This window comes from Glutamicibacter sp. MNS18 (assembly GCF_026107515.2).
Lineage (GTDB): Bacteria > Actinomycetota > Actinomycetes > Actinomycetales > Micrococcaceae > Glutamicibacter.
Map to the genome: position 1 here is coordinate 244953 of NZ_JAPCHW010000006.1, position 17990 is coordinate 262942.

General features: G+C 62.3%; 20 protein-coding genes and 4 tRNA genes. 12 read left to right on the forward strand and 12 right to left on the reverse strand.

Going from position 1 to position 17990, the window contains the following annotated elements:
- Positions 1 to 38 precede the first annotated feature (38 nt).
- The 4 genes from OK351_RS10890 (at position 39) to OK351_RS10905 (ending at position 2537) form a co-directional block, all read left to right on the forward strand.
- Positions 39 to 275: a hypothetical protein gene (locus tag OK351_RS10890; protein ID WP_265158760.1), complete on the forward strand. Its 237-nt coding sequence runs from the start codon at positions 39 to 41 to the stop codon at positions 273 to 275.
- Between the two features lie 29 nt (positions 276 to 304).
- Positions 305 to 937, forward strand: a complete 633-nt coding sequence (locus OK351_RS10895) for a TetR/AcrR family transcriptional regulator (protein ID WP_265158762.1) — start codon at positions 305 to 307, stop codon at positions 935 to 937.
- 74 nt (positions 938 to 1011) lie between these two features.
- Positions 1012 to 1809, forward strand: coding sequence for an ABC transporter ATP-binding protein (locus OK351_RS10900; RefSeq protein WP_265158764.1), 798 nt, complete (start codon positions 1012 to 1014; stop codon positions 1807 to 1809).
- The gene (locus OK351_RS10905; RefSeq protein ID WP_265158766.1) at positions 1806 to 2537 is read left to right on the forward strand and encodes an ABC transporter permease; all 732 of its coding nucleotides are present in this window, start codon (positions 1806 to 1808) and stop codon (positions 2535 to 2537) included. The genes OK351_RS10900 and OK351_RS10905 overlap by 4 nt, the downstream gene beginning before the upstream one ends.
- Before the next feature lie 64 nt (positions 2538 to 2601).
- Here OK351_RS10905 and pyrE read toward each other — a convergent pair whose 3' ends face one another.
- Positions 2602 to 3159 carry an orotate phosphoribosyltransferase gene (gene pyrE, locus OK351_RS10910; protein WP_265158768.1) on the reverse strand — a complete coding sequence of 186 codons (558 nt, stop codon included), beginning with the start codon at positions 3157 to 3159 and terminating at the stop codon, positions 2602 to 2604.
- Between the two features lie 373 nt (positions 3160 to 3532).
- Here pyrE and OK351_RS10915 point away from each other — a divergent pair, with 373 nt between their 5' ends.
- Both OK351_RS10915 and nadE read left to right on the forward strand, forming a co-directional pair.
- Positions 3533 to 3979 (forward strand): MarR family winged helix-turn-helix transcriptional regulator, encoded by a 447-nt coding sequence (locus OK351_RS10915; protein ID WP_265158770.1) that lies wholly within the window; start codon positions 3533 to 3535, stop codon positions 3977 to 3979.
- A 9-nt stretch (positions 3980 to 3988) separates the two neighbouring features.
- Positions 3989 to 4813 carry an ammonia-dependent NAD(+) synthetase gene (nadE, locus tag OK351_RS10920; protein ID WP_265158773.1) on the forward strand — a complete coding sequence of 275 codons (825 nt, stop codon included), beginning with the start codon at positions 3989 to 3991 and terminating at the stop codon, positions 4811 to 4813.
- Here nadE and OK351_RS10925 read toward each other — a convergent pair.
- The 4 genes from OK351_RS10925 to OK351_RS10940 form a co-directional block, all read right to left on the reverse strand.
- Positions 4810 to 5109, reverse strand: coding sequence for a winged helix-turn-helix domain-containing protein (locus tag OK351_RS10925; RefSeq protein ID WP_265158775.1), 300 nt, complete (start codon positions 5107 to 5109; stop codon positions 4810 to 4812). The genes nadE and OK351_RS10925 overlap by 4 nt on opposite strands.
- Complete coding sequence (locus OK351_RS10930; RefSeq protein ID WP_265158777.1) at positions 5106 to 5543, reverse strand: hypothetical protein; 438 nt, start codon at positions 5541 to 5543, stop codon at positions 5106 to 5108. Before OK351_RS10930 ends, OK351_RS10925 begins: the two co-directional genes overlap by 4 nt.
- Entirely contained in the window at positions 5540 to 5731 is a 192-nt protein-coding gene (locus OK351_RS10935) for a hypothetical protein (protein WP_265158779.1), read from the reverse strand. The genes OK351_RS10930 and OK351_RS10935 overlap by 4 nt, the downstream gene beginning before the upstream one ends.
- 574 nt (positions 5732 to 6305) lie before the next feature.
- A complete protein-coding gene (locus OK351_RS10940; protein ID WP_265158782.1) occupies positions 6306 to 7448 on the reverse strand; it encodes an acyl-CoA dehydrogenase family protein in 1143 nt (380 codons plus the stop codon).
- Positions 7449 to 7521: 73 nt separating this feature from the next.
- On the opposite strand from OK351_RS10940, the gene OK351_RS10945 reads away from it, so the two are divergent.
- Complete coding sequence (locus OK351_RS10945) at positions 7522 to 8025, forward strand: MarR family winged helix-turn-helix transcriptional regulator (RefSeq protein ID WP_265158785.1); 504 nt, start codon at positions 7522 to 7524, stop codon at positions 8023 to 8025.
- Here the strand turns inward: OK351_RS10945 and mmsB are convergent.
- Complete coding sequence (gene mmsB, locus OK351_RS10950; protein ID WP_265158788.1) at positions 8020 to 8916, reverse strand: 3-hydroxyisobutyrate dehydrogenase; 897 nt, start codon at positions 8914 to 8916, stop codon at positions 8020 to 8022. The two genes, OK351_RS10945 and mmsB, sit on opposite strands and share 6 nt — an antisense overlap.
- A 2-nt stretch (positions 8917 to 8918) precedes the next feature.
- Positions 8919 to 9974 carry a 3-hydroxyisobutyryl-CoA hydrolase gene (locus OK351_RS10955; protein WP_265158790.1) on the reverse strand — a complete coding sequence of 352 codons (1056 nt, stop codon included), beginning with the start codon at positions 9972 to 9974 and terminating at the stop codon, positions 8919 to 8921.
- Positions 9975 to 10130: 156 nt separating this feature from the next.
- Here OK351_RS10955 and OK351_RS10960 point away from each other — a divergent pair, with 156 nt between their 5' ends.
- Both OK351_RS10960 and OK351_RS10965 read left to right on the forward strand, forming a co-directional pair.
- The gene (locus OK351_RS10960; RefSeq protein WP_265158956.1) at positions 10131 to 10931 is read left to right on the forward strand and encodes an exodeoxyribonuclease III; all 801 of its coding nucleotides are present in this window, start codon (positions 10131 to 10133) and stop codon (positions 10929 to 10931) included.
- Between the two features lies 1 nt (position 10932).
- The gene (locus OK351_RS10965) at positions 10933 to 11787 is read left to right on the forward strand and encodes a DUF8083 family protein (RefSeq protein ID WP_265158792.1); all 855 of its coding nucleotides are present in this window, start codon (positions 10933 to 10935) and stop codon (positions 11785 to 11787) included.
- 66 nt (positions 11788 to 11853) lie between these two features.
- Here the strand turns inward: OK351_RS10965 and OK351_RS10970 are convergent.
- The 4 genes from OK351_RS10970 to OK351_RS10985 all read right to left on the reverse strand — a co-directional run bounded on the left by OK351_RS10970 (position 11854) and on the right by OK351_RS10985 (position 12323).
- Positions 11854 to 11930 (reverse strand) — tRNA-Asp (locus OK351_RS10970).
- A 62-nt stretch (positions 11931 to 11992) separates the two neighbouring features.
- Positions 11993 to 12065 (reverse strand) — tRNA-Phe (locus OK351_RS10975).
- Positions 12066 to 12120: 55 nt separating this feature from the next.
- Positions 12121 to 12194 (reverse strand) — tRNA-Asp (locus OK351_RS10980).
- A 56-nt stretch (positions 12195 to 12250) separates the two neighbouring features.
- Positions 12251 to 12323: transfer RNA gene (locus OK351_RS10985), tRNA-Glu, on the reverse strand.
- 146 nt (positions 12324 to 12469) lie between these two features.
- On the opposite strand from OK351_RS10985, the gene OK351_RS10990 reads away from it, so the two are divergent.
- Together OK351_RS10990 and OK351_RS10995 are read left to right on the forward strand one after the other, a co-directional pair.
- Positions 12470 to 12841, forward strand: a complete 372-nt coding sequence (locus OK351_RS10990; protein WP_265158794.1) for a metallopeptidase family protein — start codon at positions 12470 to 12472, stop codon at positions 12839 to 12841.
- A gap of 449 nt (positions 12842 to 13290) precedes the next feature.
- On the forward strand, positions 13291 to 14964 hold the full coding sequence (locus OK351_RS10995; RefSeq protein WP_265158796.1) for a C40 family peptidase: 1674 nt from the start codon (positions 13291 to 13293) through the stop codon (positions 14962 to 14964).
- Positions 14965 to 15275: 311 nt separating this feature from the next.
- Here OK351_RS10995 and OK351_RS11000 read toward each other — a convergent pair whose 3' ends face one another.
- Complete coding sequence (locus tag OK351_RS11000) at positions 15276 to 16235, reverse strand: universal stress protein (protein WP_265158798.1); 960 nt, start codon at positions 16233 to 16235, stop codon at positions 15276 to 15278.
- Between the two features lie 171 nt (positions 16236 to 16406).
- On the opposite strand from OK351_RS11000, the gene OK351_RS11005 reads away from it, so the two are divergent.
- On the forward strand, positions 16407 to 17864 hold the full coding sequence (locus OK351_RS11005) for an NCS2 family permease (protein ID WP_265158800.1): 1458 nt from the start codon (positions 16407 to 16409) through the stop codon (positions 17862 to 17864).
- Positions 17865 to 17990 lie beyond the last annotated feature (126 nt).

Sequence of the window (17990 nt, forward strand, 5' to 3'; positions counted from 1 at the left end):
CCCTTTGCAGTGGAATCCGTACGGCGGATACTGGAACCATGATGGCGCATACCCGGGGCCGCAGGTTCTGGCACCTTGTGCTGGTGGCGGTCGGCCTTTACCTGGGAGCGATGTTCTTGATCGGGCTGCTGTACACGGTCCGCACCTGCATCGGCTCCTACGCCGCGGTGCACTGCGGTGTGGACAACCCGCTGGCGTGGGGCGACACCAGCTGGTTCGGTGTGGCCTTGTTGATCTACCTGGTGCTCGTCTTCGGCCTCTGGACCCGCCGTTGAGAGGCCGCTATCCGCAGTAATCTGGAACCATGAGCGAGCATTCCCAGGATCCACAGCCGGGTGTACGGCGTCGCGGACGCCCGCGGGGCCGCAGCAGCGGGGCAACCCGCGCGTCGATCCTCAAGGCGGCAACCGAGGAATTCAACCACAGCGGTTACGAGGCCACAAGTCTTCGGTCCATCGCCCGCCGGGCAAAAGTCGACCCGGCGTTGATCCACCACTACTTCCAGGACAAGACCGAGCTCTTCCTGGAAGTGGTGCATCTGCCGCTGAACCCGGGCGCCGCCTTCGCCGAGGCGTTGCAGGGGCCCGAGGAGAATTACGGGGAGAACCTGGTACGCACGGCCCTGCGCCTGTGGGGCAGTCCGACCATCCGCCCGGCGGCCACGGCCCTGTTCCGCAGCGTGCTCTCAAGCAAGGCCGCCCTGAACCTGATCCGCCCCTTCCTGCAACGTGAAATCCTGCGCCGTATCAGCGAGCCACTGCAGGGGCCGGATGCCGACTACCGTGCGGCCATGGCGGCCAGCCAGCTGGTCGGGATGATCATGGCCAGATACATCATCGAGCTCGAACCGGTGGTTGCCGCGACGGATGAGCAAATCGTGGCCAGCATCGCCCCGGTGCTCCAGTGGCATCTGACCGGTCGCCTTCCGGCACAGTGAGCACATCGCTGTCACCCGGATTTCGCCGTGCCGCCCCCTTGACGTAGGTACCTCCGAGGTCTTTAATTCATTACATGATGAATAAAGGTCCGGTGATCGAAGCCCACGACCTGGCCATCAGGCGCGGGGGCACACCGGTGCTGCGCGGGCTCGGCTTTTCCCTGCCAGCCGGGCGGACCATTGGCTTGCTGGGACCCAGCGGCAGCGGAAAATCCACGCTGATGCGTGCCGTAACCGGAAGCCAGGTCATCACATCGGGCAGTGTGACCGTGCTGGGACAGCCAGCAGGTGGCAAGGGGCTGCGCCACCGTATCGGGTACATGACCCAGGCCGCCAGCATCTATGAGGACTTGAGTGTGCGGCAGAATCTGACCTACTTCGCGCGGATCCTGCGCCTTGATGCCTCCGAGGTCGAACGGGTCATCGGGATCACCGATCTATCCGGGCAGTCCGAACGACTGGTCTCGGGTCTTTCCGGAGGCCAGCGGAATCGGGTTTCGCTGGCGGTGGCGTTGCTCGGGGCACCTCCGGTTCTGGTCCTTGACGAGCCGACGGTGGGCCTGGATCCGGTACTGCGCTCCCAGCTGTGGCGGGTCTTTGCCGGATTGGCGGCATCGGGAACCTGCCTGCTGGTCTCCAGCCACGTCATGGAGGAGGCCATGAGGTGCGATGATCTGCTGTTGTTGCGAGAAGGTCGGCTACTGGCCCACCTGAGCCCCGGCGAACTCATGGAATCCACCGGCGCCGCTACCCCAGAGCTGGCATTCCTGGAATTGATCGCGCGGCAGCAGGATGCAACCGATGGCGCCTCGGCAGTCCACGGTGGCCGCCATCGCCGGCGGCAGCACCCGAAACGAGGCGGACGGCCATGAGTCCTGCACGGATCGCATATACCGCCCACCGGGTGCTGGAACAGATCCGCCATGACCCGCGAACGGTGGCGTTGATGCTGGTGGTACCCAGCCTGCTGATCGGGCTGGTCGCTTGGATCTTCTCCGAGACCGGCGCGTTTACGCACATCGGCCCGGCAATGATCGCCTTGTTCCCGTTTGTGGTGATGTTCCTGGTCACCAGCATTGCCACCCTGCGAGAACGGCGCGGCGGTACCTTGGAACGACTGCTGGCCATGCCCTTGGCCAAACCGGATTTCATCCTCGGTTACGCACTGGCCTTTACCCTGGTCGCGATCGTCCAAACGGCGCTGGCGGTGGTTTTTGCCGTGTGGGTGTGTGGGTTGGAGATCGCCGGAAGCCTGGGTTTGCTGTTCACCATCGCCGCCTTGGACGCCCTGCTGGGGACGAGCCTGGGGCTGATGGCCAGCGCTTTTGCACGAACAGAATTCCAGGTAGTGCAGTTCATGCCTGCGATCATCCTGCCGCAGTTCCTGCTCAGCGGCATCGTGCTTCCCCGGCAGTCGCTGCCGCCGGCACTTGAGGCCATCAGCGACTGGCTCCCGCTGTCCCACGCAATCGATGCCCTGGTCGCGGTGGCCGCCGGGACCGAGGACTCACAAACGACAAACAGCATCCTGATCATCGCCGCGTGGATCATCGCGGCATTGCTGGTCGGTTCCCTGACGCTCCGGCGGCGCACCGCCTGATTTCCCTGGGGCGGCAAAGCGCGGGGTTCACGGCTCCCCGTGTTCCCCGCGCCATGGTGGGACCTCAGAGACCCAGTTCGTCCTTGCCGTAGGCGAAGAGATAGGGTACACCGGCTTCGGCTTCGATGCGTTCCTTGGCCCCGGTATCACGATCCACGATGACGGCCACGGCCACGACGTTGCCGCCGGCCTTGCGCACGCCTTCCACTGCGGTCAACGCCGAACCGCCGGTGGTGGACGTGTCTTCCAGGACGACGACGTTCTTGCCCTCGATGCTCGGACCCTCCACCTGTCGACCCATGCCGTAGGACTTCTGGGCCTTGCGCACCACGAAGGCGTCGATGTTGCGGTGTCCGGTGCGGGCGGTGTGCAGAATGGCGGTACCGACCGGGTCCGCCCCCATGGTCAGGCCGCCGACATTGGAGAACTCCAGTTTCGCGGTATCCAGCATGTCCAGCATGACCTGCCCGACCAACCCCGAGGCCTCGTGGTGCAAGGTAACACGACGAAGGTCGATGTAGTAGTCGGCCTCCTTGCCGGAAGAGAGGGTGACCTTGCCACGGACGATGGCAAGTTCCTGGATCAGTTCTTTGAGTCGCTCGCGGGCGCTGGTTTTGCTCATGGTCTCGATTCTAGTCGCCCGGTAGGGTAGCCGGCACAATTCCAGGTGCCTGTGACCCGAGGCCGACAAGGCATTCGGAACCCTGATGCGCTGGTCAAGGCGCAACAGCGCAGTTCCAGGAGCGGACCTTGCTGTTGCCGACCACACCGGGCAGCGACGTCCCTGCCCCCCACTCGCGCTGACAGTACGGACCAGCCGTCAGCAGCAGCCTGGCCCGGTCAGGCATGCACCTGGTTCCAGCTGGTTCTCCGGCTCACGGCTCCCCCTAGCCCGGACACCTGCCGACGGATAGACTGAATTTCCAGTCTGAACATTCTCCGGAATGTTCAGGGCCTCACTTGGTTCGATCGATGGATAGAGAAAGGCTGATTCTGTGAATACGACTCGCCCGTTGGGGTTCTGGCTGAAATTGGTGGACTCGCTGATCGACGAGCACTTTGCAGCGACCCTGGACGAACACGGTGTCACACGACGCCAATGGCAGGTACTGAACATGCTCGAGCAACGCCCTGCCACCGAACGCGAACTCATTGACGCATTGGCCCCCTATTTCGCCTCGGCAGATGAACCGCCGAGCGTGACCGAGCACCTGGTCGAACTGGTGGAATCCGGGTGGATCGCCCACGAAGGGGAGTACTACTCGATTACCGACCGTGGGCACAATTCCCTGCAAACGCTCAGTGAACTGGTGGAGCAGATCCGTGAGCGTTGCGGGGCCGATCTGAGCGCCGAGGAGTATGCGACCACCGTGGCTTCCCTGGAGCGGATGGCGCTTAATCTTGGGTGGGAACCGGGCAATTCGTCCACCTCTACCCCATAGTATTGGAGTATGCGAGAACTCCAAGCTGAAATCATCCACGAACTCGGGGTCAGGCCCCGGATCGATCCGGCAGCGGAGATCACCGCACGGGTCGGCTTCCTGAAGGACTATCTCAAGTCCTCGGCAGCGGCCGGATTCACGTTGGGCATTTCCGGTGGAATCGATTCGACCCTGGCCGGAAGGCTGACCCAATTGGCGGTGCAGGAACTGCGGGCCGAAGGGTCCGAGGCCACGTTTGTCGCCGTACAGCTTCCCCACGGGGTGCAGCAGGATGCCGCGGATGCCCAGGCGGCAGTGCAGTTCATCGCCCCGGACGAGAGCTACACGGTGAACATCGCCGATGCGGTCAGCGCCGTGGACAAGGCCGTGGCGGAAGCCGGATACCGTCAACTCTCGGATTTCACCCGGGGAAACGTCAAGGCACGCATGCGCATGATCATGCAGTACGCCTTGGCCGGGGACCGGAAGATGCTGGTGGTCGGAACCGATCATGCCGCCGAAGCGGTGACCGGGTTCTTCACCAAGTACGGTGACGGCGGAGTGGATCTGATTCCGCTGTCCGGACTGAATAAACGGCAGAACCAGGCCTTGTTACAAGAACTCGGTGCCCCGCAGAAGCTGTGGGCCAAGGTCCCGACTGCGGATCTATTGGACGGCCAGCCGCAACGCACCGACGAGGACGAGTTGGGACTGCGCTACGAGCAAATCGATGACTACCTTGAGGGCAAGGAGATCGACCCTGAAGCCGCGGAACTGATTGAACGCCGGTTTGTCATGTCACGGCATAAGCGCGCGGTTCCAGCATCCCCGGCCGACACGTGGTGGCGGGGCTAGAACCCACCGGTGATTTCGCGCAGGGCCTGGACATGCTCATCCAGGCTCCGTTGCCCGCATGAGGAGAGCTTGGCCCAGGTGCGCGGCCGTTTGCCCACGAAACCCTTGCGGATAATGACGTACCCCTTCTCTTCCAGAGCGGACAGCTGGCGGGACAGTACCGAGTCCGAGATTTCCAGTGACTCCCGCAAGGTCTTGAAGTCCACCTCATCAACCTGCTGCAACGCGGCCATCAGGGACAGCCTGACCGGGTTGGTGAAGTCCTCGTTCATCCTCGCCCGCGGATGCCCGCTCATTGCCGCACCATCCAGATCCCGGCGAACAGCAGCGGCATAGCCACCACTATGGCCAGCAACACGACCACCATCGCGCCCAACCCTGCGGTGATCAGCCCCAGCCCCAGCCCGTAAAGCAGCAGGCTCATCCCCAGTCCGATCAGGTACTTGCGGCCGAACCCGGCCGGCAGCAGCCGCCGCAGGAATTGATAGCCGAATGTCAGCGCGAGGATCGCCAGCACCGCAGCTGCGCAGAGAACGAAGAATGCGCCCAGGTTCCGTTCGGGGTTGAAGACATGCAACAGACCATGGAGGGCCCCGAGCACCACTGCCAGCAGGATGCACAGTGTTCCCAACTGCCGGGCCCCCTGCCGCTTGGCACCGGAAATCCCTTGCTGCGCCACTTCCATGGACTCCAGTTGCCGGCGGAGGCTCTCGTTCTTCTCCGGGCTCATGCCGCTACCCTTTTCCCGCGGTACTGGCAGTAGGCCACCACCGAGGCGCCAACGGCGGCAAAACCCGACATTCCGGCGACAAGGTAGACGGGGGTTCCGGTGATGGACCAGGCCACGAGCATGCCCAGTACGGTCAGACCGGCCAGGATCATCATTGGTAGCACTGCGTAGCGGATGAGCTTGTCCATCGGATTCTCCCGGTGTTGGTTGGCGTACTGTCGATAGACCAAGCATAACAAGTACTTTCCTATTTGGAAAGTAATTTCTTCATATTGCCCGGGGGTGCTTTCTCTCCGGTTGCCACACTGCGTTGGAACGTGTCCACGCGCTGGAACAACCGCAGATGAGGCCCAGCCGATGACGTGGCTAGCTCGTGAAACCCAGGTCAGGTTTCCGGCCACCGCTTCATCAGCTTCCCCGTTGCGCCACTGGCACCTGCGGCTCCCGCGACCCGCCCAGCTACAACCACCGGGCACCCGCCGCGAACCGAAACCTGGCCGGGCATGCCCGGTATCAAGGGGCTTCACTTGTCGATCAGCCGCGAACCCCCGACACTGGCCACCATGACCTGCGGCACCGTTTCCACCTTGCCCTGGGCCAGCTCGATGGTCACCGGGCTGGCGCCGGCAAGGTGTGGGTTCCGTGTGCGATCATGGCTTCGCCCCCCTTCAGCGATCCCTTCTCCCGGCCGCTGCGACCGCCCTCCGCTTCGCGGTGATCGACCCGGTGCGGTGGGTGCGCACCGTTGCCCCACTCCGGCTGCTACACGAAGGCCCCGACCCCGGTCAGGGCTCGACCGACGATCAACGAGTTGATCTCGTAGGTGCCCTCGTAGGTGTGGATGATCTCCACATCGCAGAAAACCTTGGCCATCTCGTGGCCGGAGACCACTCCGTTGCCACCGAGCAAGGCACGACCCTGGGCCGCGGAATGCCGGGCCAGCCGGGTTGCGGTGGACTTGGCCAAGGCGGCATCGACCATCTGCAGCTCTCCCCGCTCCTGTTTGCGGGCCACCTCGCCCATCATCGCCAGGCATGCGGTCAGATGTCCCGCGATCTCGGCCAGCGGCTGTTGTACCAGCTGGAAGGAAGCCAGCGGCTTACCGAACTGCTCGCGCCCCGTAGCGTAGGCAGTGGTGATATCCAGGGTCGCCATCAGGGCACCAACCGCTTGCCAGCCAACCCAGGCCCGTGAACGCATCAGCAGATCATTGGCTGCGGCGAAATCCCGGGCACCGGGCAGCTTGTTCGCCAGCGGTATGCGCACCTGGTCCAGCTCGATGTCGGCATTCTGCATGATGCGCAGGCCGATCTTGTTCTCGATCTTGCTGGCCCGGTAACCCGGGCGGTGGCTTTCCACCAGGTAGGCGCCCACCTGATCGGTGTCGGTGTCCCGGGCCCATACCAGCGCGAAGTCCGCCAGGGTTCCCATGCCGATCCAGCGCTTGGATCCGGTAATCACGTATTCGTCTCCCTCGCGCCTGGCCTCGGTCCCCAGTCCCCCGGCGATATCGGATCCGTGCTCCGGTTCAGTCAGGGCAAAGGCCCCGAAAGCCTCGAACCGGCTCAATCGGGGAAGCCATCGGGCGCGTTGTTCCGCCGAGCCCAGCGAATCGATCATTCCCACAACCAGTTCATTGTGGATCCCAACCACCGATGACAGGGAGATATCGGCGCGGGCGATTTCTGCATGGATCAGTCCGTCAAACAACCGGGAATGGTTGCCGAGGTGCAGCCCTCCCAACCCCGCATCACCCAGCTTGCGGACCAGGTCGGCGGCGAAGGCTTCCTTATCCCAGTATTCGATCGCCTGCGTCCTGATTTCTTCCTGCATCAACCTGCGCACCTGATGTAGCCGGGATCGCTCGGCCGGTTCGAGTTGCTGTTCAATTCCCAAGAGGTCCATCTGGGGTCTCCTTCCAAACCTTGGATGTCCAAGTATATTGTTGGACTAGTTCCTATTCCTTCAGGGGTATTCGATGACTGAGCCACTCCCACGCGACCCGATCGCAGAAGCCCGTGACCAGTGGATTTCACATGGTTGGGACCAGGAGGCCGATGCCATGGCCGCGATCACCGCGGTCATGCGTTCCGCCTCGATCTTCTTGCAGCGCGCCGATACGATCCTCAAACCGTACGGGCTGACCTTTGCACGCTTCGAGGTGCTGGCACTGCTGGGATTCTCCTCCCGTGGCTCGCTGCCCATGAGCCACGCCAGCCGTCGGCTGCAGGTTCATGCCACCTCGCTGACCAGTTCGGTCGACCGGCTCGAATCAGCTGGCCTGGTACGCAGGGTCCCGCACCCCACCGATGGGCGGACACGGCTGCTGGAACTGACCGATTCCGGCAGGGAAGTACTGGAGGCAGCCCGTGAGCAGCTGAACATCCAGCTCTTTGCCGACAGTGGCTTGGAGCCCCGGGAAGCCGCCGAGCTCTCTGGAATCCTGGCCTCCTTCCGGCACCGTGCCGGGGATTTCCTATAGGGACCCGTCACGAATGGCGTTGATGATGGCCGAGAAGTCTGCCCCCGCGCCCCCGGACTCGGTAAACCTGGCGTAGAGGGTGGCAGCCAGCGCCCCCATATGTGCGTCGGTCTCGGTCAACTGCAGGGCGCTGGAAGCCAGCCCGAGGTCCTTGGTCATCAACGCCGCCGCGAACCCCGGTGTGTAATCGCGATTGGCCGGCGAACTGGGTACCGGCCCGGGAACCGGGCAGTTGGTGGTCACCGACCAGCACTGTCCGGAGGCCGATGAGATCACGTCGAACAGGGCCTGGTGGGTGAGCCCCAGCCGTTCGCCAAGCACAAATGCCTCGGCCGCACCGATCATCGAGATCCCCAACAACATGTTGTTGCAGACCTTGGCGGCCTGACCGGCCCCGTGTCCGCCGCAATGCACAATCCGCTTGCCCATGACCTCCAGCACCGGAGTGATGGCTGGAAGGTCCTGCTCATCGGCGCCGAGCATGAAGGTCAGGGTGCCGGCTTCGGCGCCCACCACACCCCCGGATACCGGAGCGTCGGCGCTGCGGTGGCCTGCGGCCACAGCCAGTTCTGCGGCTTCCCGCGCCTGGGCCACGTCGATGGTGGAGCATTCCAGGAACAGGGTGTCCGGGGCCGCGGCTTCCAACAGGTAATCCCGGTAGGCGTCGAGCACATGCTGGCCGGAGGGAAACATCGTCAGCACGATCTGCACATCCCTTGCAGCCTCGGCCCCGGTATCCACGGTGCGGATTCCCGCTTCCCGTGCTGCGGCCACCGCTTGCGGCATGACGTCGAATGCCCGCAAATCATATCCGGCGGAGTGCAGGTTCTTGGCCATGGGCAGTCCCATGTGACCCAGTCCCAGGAATCCGATCCGTGGTTTGCTTTCCATGGTCATTTCGCTCCTTCGTTATCTGCGGCGAATTCGGCTATCAGGTCAAAGGCCAAGTCCCCGCCAGGTAGCGGGGCAAAGTGTGCCGCTGTACGTCGTTCCGGATCCAATCCGGGCAGCGAGCGCACCCACTGCGGGCTGCGGTCCTTGTCGATCACCGCGGCGCGGATCCCCTCGGCGAAGTCCGGATCATCAAGACGATTGATCGCCGCACGGAATTCCCGGACCAGGTCGAGCCGCAGGTTTTTTCCTGCTCCGCCGATCAGACGGTTGACCAGATGGACCGCACTAGGGCAAGCCCGCTGCAGGGCCTCATCGGCCTTGAGCGCGTCGGGGTCTCCACTTTGGCGTAACGCGCGGTGGATTTGCTCCAGCTCGCCATGGTCGAACGCCAGAATCCACGGTTCGGTCAGGATTCCCTTCGGCGCATCGCCGCGAAACAGCGGCAAGACCTCGTCCACCGGCTGTTCGGTCAGGGCTTGTCGTAGTGCTGGCAGCCGTGAGGATTCCACGTAGACATCGGCAAGCCCCAAATGGATCGCATCTGCGGCCCCCACGCCGAGGCCGGTCAGCGCCGCGTAGCGTCCGGCCGCGCGTGGTGCCCGGGCCAGCAGGTGCGTTCCGCCGACATCGGGGAAGAAGCCGATACCCACTTCGGGCATTCCACACTTGCTGCGCTCGGTGACCACCCGGTGGCTTCCATGTGCGGAAATTCCTATCCCTCCGCCCAGGACGATCCCATCCATCAACGCGATATAGGGCTTGGGATACTCGTCGATGAGTGCGTTGAGCTGGTATTCAATGCGCCAGAACTCATCGGTGGACCCCTCCCGGTTCTGGATATCCCGGTAGATCGCGACAATATCCCCGCCGGCGCACAGACCCCGATCCCCGGCACCGGCCACCACAACCTGTCTTATGCTGCGGTCATTGCGCCATCGCAGCAAGGCAGTCAGCATTCCGCGGCACATATCCGTGGTCAGCGCGTTCAGCGACTGCGGTCGGTTCAGGGTGATAACCCCAAGGCTGCCGTGTTGTTCTATGCGAAGATCACTCATTCGGCACGCTTTCTCATGAGGTGGGTCACATGTTATTCATGAATATACTCGGACATCCAAGTAATTTGAAGTGCCCATAACCACCGGGTTCCGTTTCGTGATCGCGGTCGCGCCTGCCACCCGGAATCCGGGATCAAATATTGATAGGTTGGAATGGTGAAGATTGCTACCTGGAATGTGAACTCCCTCAGAGCCCGCGCCGACCGTGTCGAGGATTGGCTGCGACGAACAGACGTCGATGTCCTGACCATCCAGGAAACCAAATGCAAGGATGACAACTTCCCCTGGGAACTGTTCGAGAGCAACGACTACGAGGTGGCCCATTTCGGGGTCAACCAGTGGAACGGCGTAGCCATCGCCTCCCGGGTGGGGCTTGACGAGGTGGAACGTACCTTTGCCGATCAGCCGGTTTTCGGCAAGGGCGGGAAGGACCCCATCCAGGAACCCCGCGCCATCGCGGCGACCTGCGGCGGGGTTCGCATCTGGAGCCTCTACGTTCCCAACGGCCGTGCCCTGGATGACGAGCACATGGCCTACAAGCTCCATTGGCTAGACGTGCTGAAGGACAATGCCAAGGGCTGGCTCGATACCGACCCGAATGCGCAAATCGCCTTGACCGGCGACTGGAACATCGCCCCAACCGATGCGGATGTCTGGGATATCCAATTCTTCCTCGATAACAACCTCACCCACGTTTCGGACGCCGAACGTGCCGCGTTCCGGTCCTTCGAGGAGATCGGCTTCAACGACCCGGTCCGGGCCCACACCGAAGGTGCGTTCACCTACTGGGACTACACCCAGCTGCGCTTCCCCCGCGGTGAAGGCATGCGCATCGACTTCGCCCTGACCTCCCCTTCACTGACCTCACGGGTCGTATCCGCGTCCATTGACCGCGAGGAGCGCAAGGGCAAGGGTGCCTCCGACCATGTACCCGTGATCATCGAGCTCGCGGACTGACATGATCCCAAAGATCTCTGGACCCCACGAGGAACTCACGGCCGCCACCGCGCACCTGCGCGTCTACGAACCGCTGGCCGCATTCGAAGACTGGGCCCAGAGCATCATCCTGTCCACCCCGAAACTCGATTGGCAGCAAGCCAACGCCCATGAGGCGCAACTACTCTGGTCACGGACGTTGCGTAACGTCTCCGATCCCTTTCCGCATGACGAACCGGAATTCTTCCGCTCGGTGACGACAGTGGGCTATGACGGCAGCGAAAACACGCGGTACTGCCCGGCACAACTGCAGGCCCGTTCGCTACTGGCTGCGGAGCAGGCGGAGGAATCAATGCGCTCGGAAGTCTTTGATCTGCTTGTTCCCCCGGCGGCGCGCAGCGCCAATGCGGCCCGCCTGGACGCCAACCGGCTGGCGGTTGACCTGACACACCTGAACACCAGGACCTCGACCTGGGGGATCCCGCTGTGTTGGTTCGCGTTGTTTCGCGAGGACGATGAGTACGAGGAATACCAGGTCGGCGACAAACTGCGCTCGGTGCGCCTGCTCACGACTTTTGGGCAGGCCGTGGAGAGGCTGTCCTGGGCGCTGCAGGTCCTGGTGACCCATGCTCCGCAGGCACCCTTGTTCGAGGATCTGGGGCAGCTCGGAAGCTGGCTTGAGGGCTTTGACAAGGAATCGGTCATTGAACTGGATTATGGCACCCTATCCGAGCTGGTCTGGCCCGATGAGTCCATCAACGATCTCTATCATGGCATCCAGGCCCTGGAGGATGACGATCTAACCGGGGCGGCTGCGGCCTACCGCCGACTGAGTAACCGGTGGCTCGGCCCCCGACACCTGGGTCGGGCGAACTAGCCTCCGAAGGGCCACTGGCCCTGTTGCTTAAAAACAAAAACCTTCCCGAAGGAAGGTTTTGCTTGCTGGCGACCCTGACGGGACTTGAACCCGCGACCTCCGCCGTGACAGGGCGGCGCGCTAACCAACTGCGCTACAGGGCCATGTAATTTGAGGGTATCCCCAAACGACACAGTAAAACCCTCGGTTGACCCGAGGGCTTGCGTGGCTCCGACCGGCGTCGATCCGGTGACCTTTCGATTTTCAGTCGAACGCTCTACCAACTGAGCTACAGAGCCTGGCATCACCATTTCTGGCGGACACCCGGATTCCCAATGACTTGGAAAACCTGAGCGACCCTGACGGGACTTGAACCCGCGACCTCCGCCGTGACAGGGCGGCGCGCTAACCAACTGCGCTACAGGGCCTTGCATACTGCAAGCCGGCAAATTTCTTTGCCTGGCAACCGGAAGCCGGTTGCTTGTACCCCCAACGGGATTCGAACCCGTGCCGCTGCCGTGAAAGGGCAGTGTCCTAGGCCGCTAGACGATGGGGGCCTATTATCTGCTGCGGTTTCTCTCGTCCCCGCTGCGGACTTCAATAACTATACGTGGCATTTTTTGATTTCGCAAAACGAGCCCAAACGGGCCCCAAGGGCCCGCAATCCACCCCTCCGAGCGACACTTCCCCGTAGGCTGGAGACATGGATTTACAGATGCCCGACGACGAGTTTGACGCGCTGGTTCAGGAGGCTATCGAGGCCATCCCGCAAGCCGCCCTGGAGATGATGGACAATGTCATTTTCTTTGTCGAGGATGAATACGAACCGCTACCCGGGGAGCCGGAAAACGCCGAAATCCTAGGGATCTACGAGGGTGTTGCGCTCACCGAGCGCGATCACGACTGGGCCGCTGGCGCCATGCCGGACCGGATCACCATATTCAAGAACCCGACACTGCGAGCGTGTCTGACGCGCGAGGATGTCGTCCGTGAAATCGGCATTACGGTGATGCATGAGGTAGCCCATCACTTCGGCATCGACGATGCTCGACTGCATGAATTGGGTTGGGGCTGACCCTTCAGTCCGCGATTTTTTTGTTTGAGATCTAGCTCACCAAATCGGGTTCGCACCCACTCACGAGGACCCTGCCTGTATCGAGCCCGTGACACCAGGATTGATTCACGATTGCCCGATCGACCAATACGGCCCGCCCGCTAACATCGCACATCTTCTATATCTTTATGCGACCAGTTCGCAGGGCTTGCGATATCAAAGTAACTGATTCGAGACAATTTCTCGAAAGTTCACGTCACGCTCTCCGACAAAAACTTACGAAGTCACAAGCCTAAATGGTCCTGTAATGCATAAAGCGTCGTTGTGACTGGTGTGACGAGTGTTGCCAATCGAGTCAAACCTGGCCTAGTGTGCTAATTGGGACCTTGTCCAAAATGTGACCTTTGAGGGGTTTCATAACGCTTGGATCTGGCACCCAGTCATCATTCGAACTCGTGAGGAACGTCCACATGGCCAAACGCCACACGCTCAGCGTCGCCGCATGCGCCCTTGCCCTGGCGGCCTCCTGCCTTGCAGGTGCGATTCCGGCCTCGGCCTCTGGCCAGACCCCACTTTCCCCCGCTTTGGCCCTTCCGGCCGAACCGTCCGCGACCGGCTTGCCTAGTGCCGCCGAAGTCGAGACGGCAAAGCAGAGCAAGTCGGCCACCGATGCGATGATCTTGCGGATCGAAAGCTCTTTGGCTTCCAGCCAAGCCGAGCTGGCGTCCATTGAAGCCGCCGCCCTTGAGGCCCAGGACTCCCTGTTGACTGCCACCCAGGAACGCGATGTCCGGGTTGCGGAAGCCGACAAGGCCCGCGAGCAGATCAAGCTGGCGACAACCTATCTGGAGCAAAGCCGCGTTGAAGTCGGCAATATCGCCTCCGACCTCTACCGTACCGGCGCCAGCTCTTCCGCCTTGGGGATCCTGCTGCAGGATGACGACAGCAACGACGTGTTCTACAAGGCTGCAACGATCAATGCCCTGAGCCAGACGCAGGCCAGCAAACTGAATTCGGCTTCCGAGGCCGAGGCATTGGTCACCGCATGGCAGGACTATGCTTCGGCAGCCGAACAGGCCGCCAGTGACGCCACGACGGCCTATGACCAGGCAGCTGCCGACGCGACGTCCTCCGTGCAGCGGTATGAAGCGGCATTGGCTCCGCAGCAGCAGCTTCGGGATGAATTGATCGGCCATCTGGCCTTCCTGCAGGAGCAGGAAGAAGCAGAGGTCCGTGAACAGGTTGAGCAAGCCGAGGCTGCAGCCGCCGCGGAACAATTGGAACTCCAGTTGTCGGAGAACGCCGTTCCCGAAGTCGTTATCAACGAAGCACCCGAACTTTCCGAGATCCAGCCGTTGAGCGTCCAGGCTCCACAGGAACTGGAAGCAACCGAACCGGAAAACAGCCAGGAAGAGGTCCGGGTCACTCCAACGCCGACGCCAACACCTGAAGCAACACGGGCTCCAGAGGCTGCTCCTACCCCGAAACCCACACCGACCCCGGCGCCTACGGCCACACCAAAGCCTACGGCCACGCCAACGCCCACTCCGAAGGCGACTCCAACGCCTACGCCTACGCCTACGGCCACACCAAAGCCGAAAGCCACGCCAACGCCCACTCCGAAGGCGACTCCGACGCCTAAGGCCACACCTACGCCTACGCCTACGGCCACACCAAAGCCGAAAGCCACACCGACGCCAACTCCGAAGGCGACGCCCAAGCCGACGGTGACTGAAAAGCCCCAGGAAACCCAGAAGCCGCAGAGCAACAACAGCTACTCGGCAGCGATCGCCTGGGCGCTGAAGACGGCGAACGACCCCAGCAAGCGCTATGTATTCGGCGGCAACGGCCCCAACGTTTACGACTGCTCCGGATTCACCCGTGCGGCATTCGCCCAGTCCGGTATCTCGCTGCCTCGCTCGTCGACGCAACAGTACCAGGCGGCTCCGCAATATGTGTCCCTGAGCCAGCTACGCCCGGGTGACCTGGTGTTCTCCTCCTCCAATGGAGGAAGTTCCATGTATCACGTGGCCATCTACATCGGCAATGGACAAGTTGTTCATGCACGCAACCCCAGTGCAGGCATTTCCGTGACTCCGCTGAGCTGGGTCAACAACCTGCATTCGAAGGCTGCACGCTACTAGAAGACAACACCTCGCTGGTTGAGGTGCAAGGGCGGTGACGGGTTCAACCCGTCACCGCCCTTTCTTGTTACCCTCCCCGCACCCCGGTTGGTCCTGCCTAAACGCTCAGCCCCACCGGTGGCAACCGTCAACGGGGCCACGTTCAGGCGGCTGCGTAGCGCTCCGGTCAATTGGTGGCCCGCGGGCCGAATCGCCTCCGTGCCCCTCGTCTACCGGACAAAAGGCAGGGGAACTGTGACCAACCGGTTCCCCGCCGGTCACAGTTCCCCTGCCTATTCAAGTTTCCGGGGCAGGTTATTGCCCCGTCCGATCTAGTCCTCGGTCTCGAAGTCCTTGCGGTCCGCCAGTCGCGGGTCGTCGCTGTCCGGGACGACCATCACCGGCCCCTTGGAGTGGTGCAATACGCCCTGACTCGTGGATCCCAGCAACATGCCGGCAAACCCTCCGCGACCACGCGAACCGGTGACGGTCAGCACCGCATGCTCGGACTCACCAATCAGCACCTCTACCGGCGGACCTGAAATGACGTCGGTTTCCACCTGCAGGTTCGGGTAGTGCGATTTCAGCCACCGCACACCCACCGACATCTGATGGCGTACGTCCTCCAGGACCGCTTCCTGGTCCACGGTCGCGGGCATCCATGCCAGCGCGGCGCTGACCGGCGCCACGGCGCACACCACGCGTAGCTTGACATCCCGTGCCAGCGCGGCTTCCGCTGCAGCCAGCACGGCTGCGCGGGCACGGTCCGAGCCGTCCACACCTACCACCACGGCATCCCTGACCGGAGCCTCCACACCGTCTTGTTCCTTGGCCATGCGCAGCGGCACCACAACGGTGGGGCACTTGGCGTGGGCCGGCAATGCCGAGGAGACCGAGCCGAGCATCCGCCCAACGAATCCGCCGCGGCCGCGGGTGCCAACGACCACCAGGTCCGCATCATTGCTCAGGTCCAGCAGCACGCCTGCGGGATCGCCGGATTCAATGTAGGTACGCACCGTGACATCGGTATCGCCCAGGTCTTCGCGGGCCTGGCGGACAATGTCCTCGGCCCCGCCGCGGATCAGGTCGTCATCAAGCGTGGAATACCCGGCATCCATGGACGAGGCCGCGAAAACCGGAATCGTGTAGGCCGAGACCACGTTGAGCACCACCGACCTTCGTCGGGCTTCCCTCTCCGCCCATTTCAGGGCGCAGCGTGATTGCTGCGAGCCGTCAACACCGACGACAATCCCCTCGATCTTCTCGGCTGTGGCTGGTGTCTCGTCGCTCATCAGATTCACTCCTCATTGACCGGCTGCGGTACCGGGTGTGATACCCGTTACCACCAATGTACTTCCATTCTCACCCAAAGATGTGAATTGGGTCTAATGATTTCGCACAGAGCCTACTCAACACCGGGTTAGGGGTTCAATACAGGTTGCTGAACGCATAGAATTTTCAGCATGTCCACCAGTACCCAGTCCACAGAGACATCAACTTTTGCACAGCGGGTAGACCGCTATTTCAAGATCTCCGAACGCCGCTCCACGTTCTCCACCGAAGTACGAGGTGGTATCGCCACCTTCTTCGCAATGAGCTACATCGTGGTCCTGAACCCCCTGATCCTTTCCGGGGCAGACTCCGCCGGCGGCGAACTGGGGCTGCAGCGGGTAGCCGCAGTGACCGCCTTCGTGGCCGGTATCCTGACCATCATCATGGGCATCTGGGCACGCCACCCCTTCGCCATGGCCACCGGCCTGGGTGTTAATGCCTTCGTGGCGATCACCGTGGCCACCAATCCGGGGCTAACCTGGCAGGACATCATGGGGCTGGTGGTCATCGCCGGTATCGTCATGTTCATCCTGGTGTTGACCGGGTTCAGAACCGCTGTCTTTAATGCCGTGCCGGCCTCGCTGAAAACCGCCATCGTGGTAGGCATCGGCATGTTCATTGCGTTGATCGGCCTGGTGAACTCCGGTTTTGTGCGTCGCATCCCGGATGCCGCGGGGACCACCGTTCCGGTGGGATTGGGCTTTGACGGCCAATTGCTGGGCTGGCCGATCCTGGTATTCATCATCGGTCTGCTGCTGACGATGGCCTTGGTGGTGCGCAAGGTCAAGGGTGCGATCCTGATCGGTATCGTCTCCGCGGCGGTACTGGCCAATATCTTCGAGGCATTCTTCCACATCGGTGCCTCCAGTGCCGAGAATCCCAACGGCTGGTCACTGGTGGTTCCCTCCCTGCCGAGCTGGACCCTTCCTGATCTGAGCCTGATCGGGCATGTGAGCCTTTTTGGCGCGTTCAGCACCCTGGGGACCACGGCGGCACTGCTGCTGGCCTTCGTGATCCTGCTTTCGATCTTCTTCGACGCCATGGGCACCATGGTGGGACTGGCTTCCGAGGCCGGGAACATGGACAAGGACGGGAATATCCCGGATGTGGAGAAGGTTCTGTTGGTTGATGCCGCGGGTGCCATTGTCGGTGGCGGCACCTCTAGTTCCTCCTCCCAGATCTTTGTCGAGTCCGGCGCCGGCATCGGCGAGGGCGCCCGGACCGGGTTCGCCTCGGTCATCACCGGCCTGCTGCTGCTGGCCGCGATGTTCCTGACACCGCTGATCTACCTGGTGCCGTTCGAGGCCGTAGCACCGGCCCTGGTGGTGGTCGGCTTCATGATGATCTCGCAGGTCTCCAAGATCGATTGGAACGACTGGGGCCTGGCCCTGCCGGCTTTCCTGACCTTCACCCTGATGCCCTTCACCTACTCAATCGCCAACGGGATCGGGGCCGGATTCATCGCCTTCGTGTTCATCCGCACCGCCCAGGGTCGTGCGAAGGAAGTCCACCCCCTGATGTGGGTTGTGGCCGCCGCGTTCGTCGTGTTCTTCGGGATTGGCCTGATCGAACAGCTCGCCGGGGTCTAGCGTCTGCATAACTCCCGGGCCCGTCACCTTTCCGAGGTGGCGGGCCTGATTGCGTTTGGCAGATCGCAGATACCAACCCCAAGGGTGGCACGGCTAGACTCGATTTGAAGTAGCGACCAAGGGAAG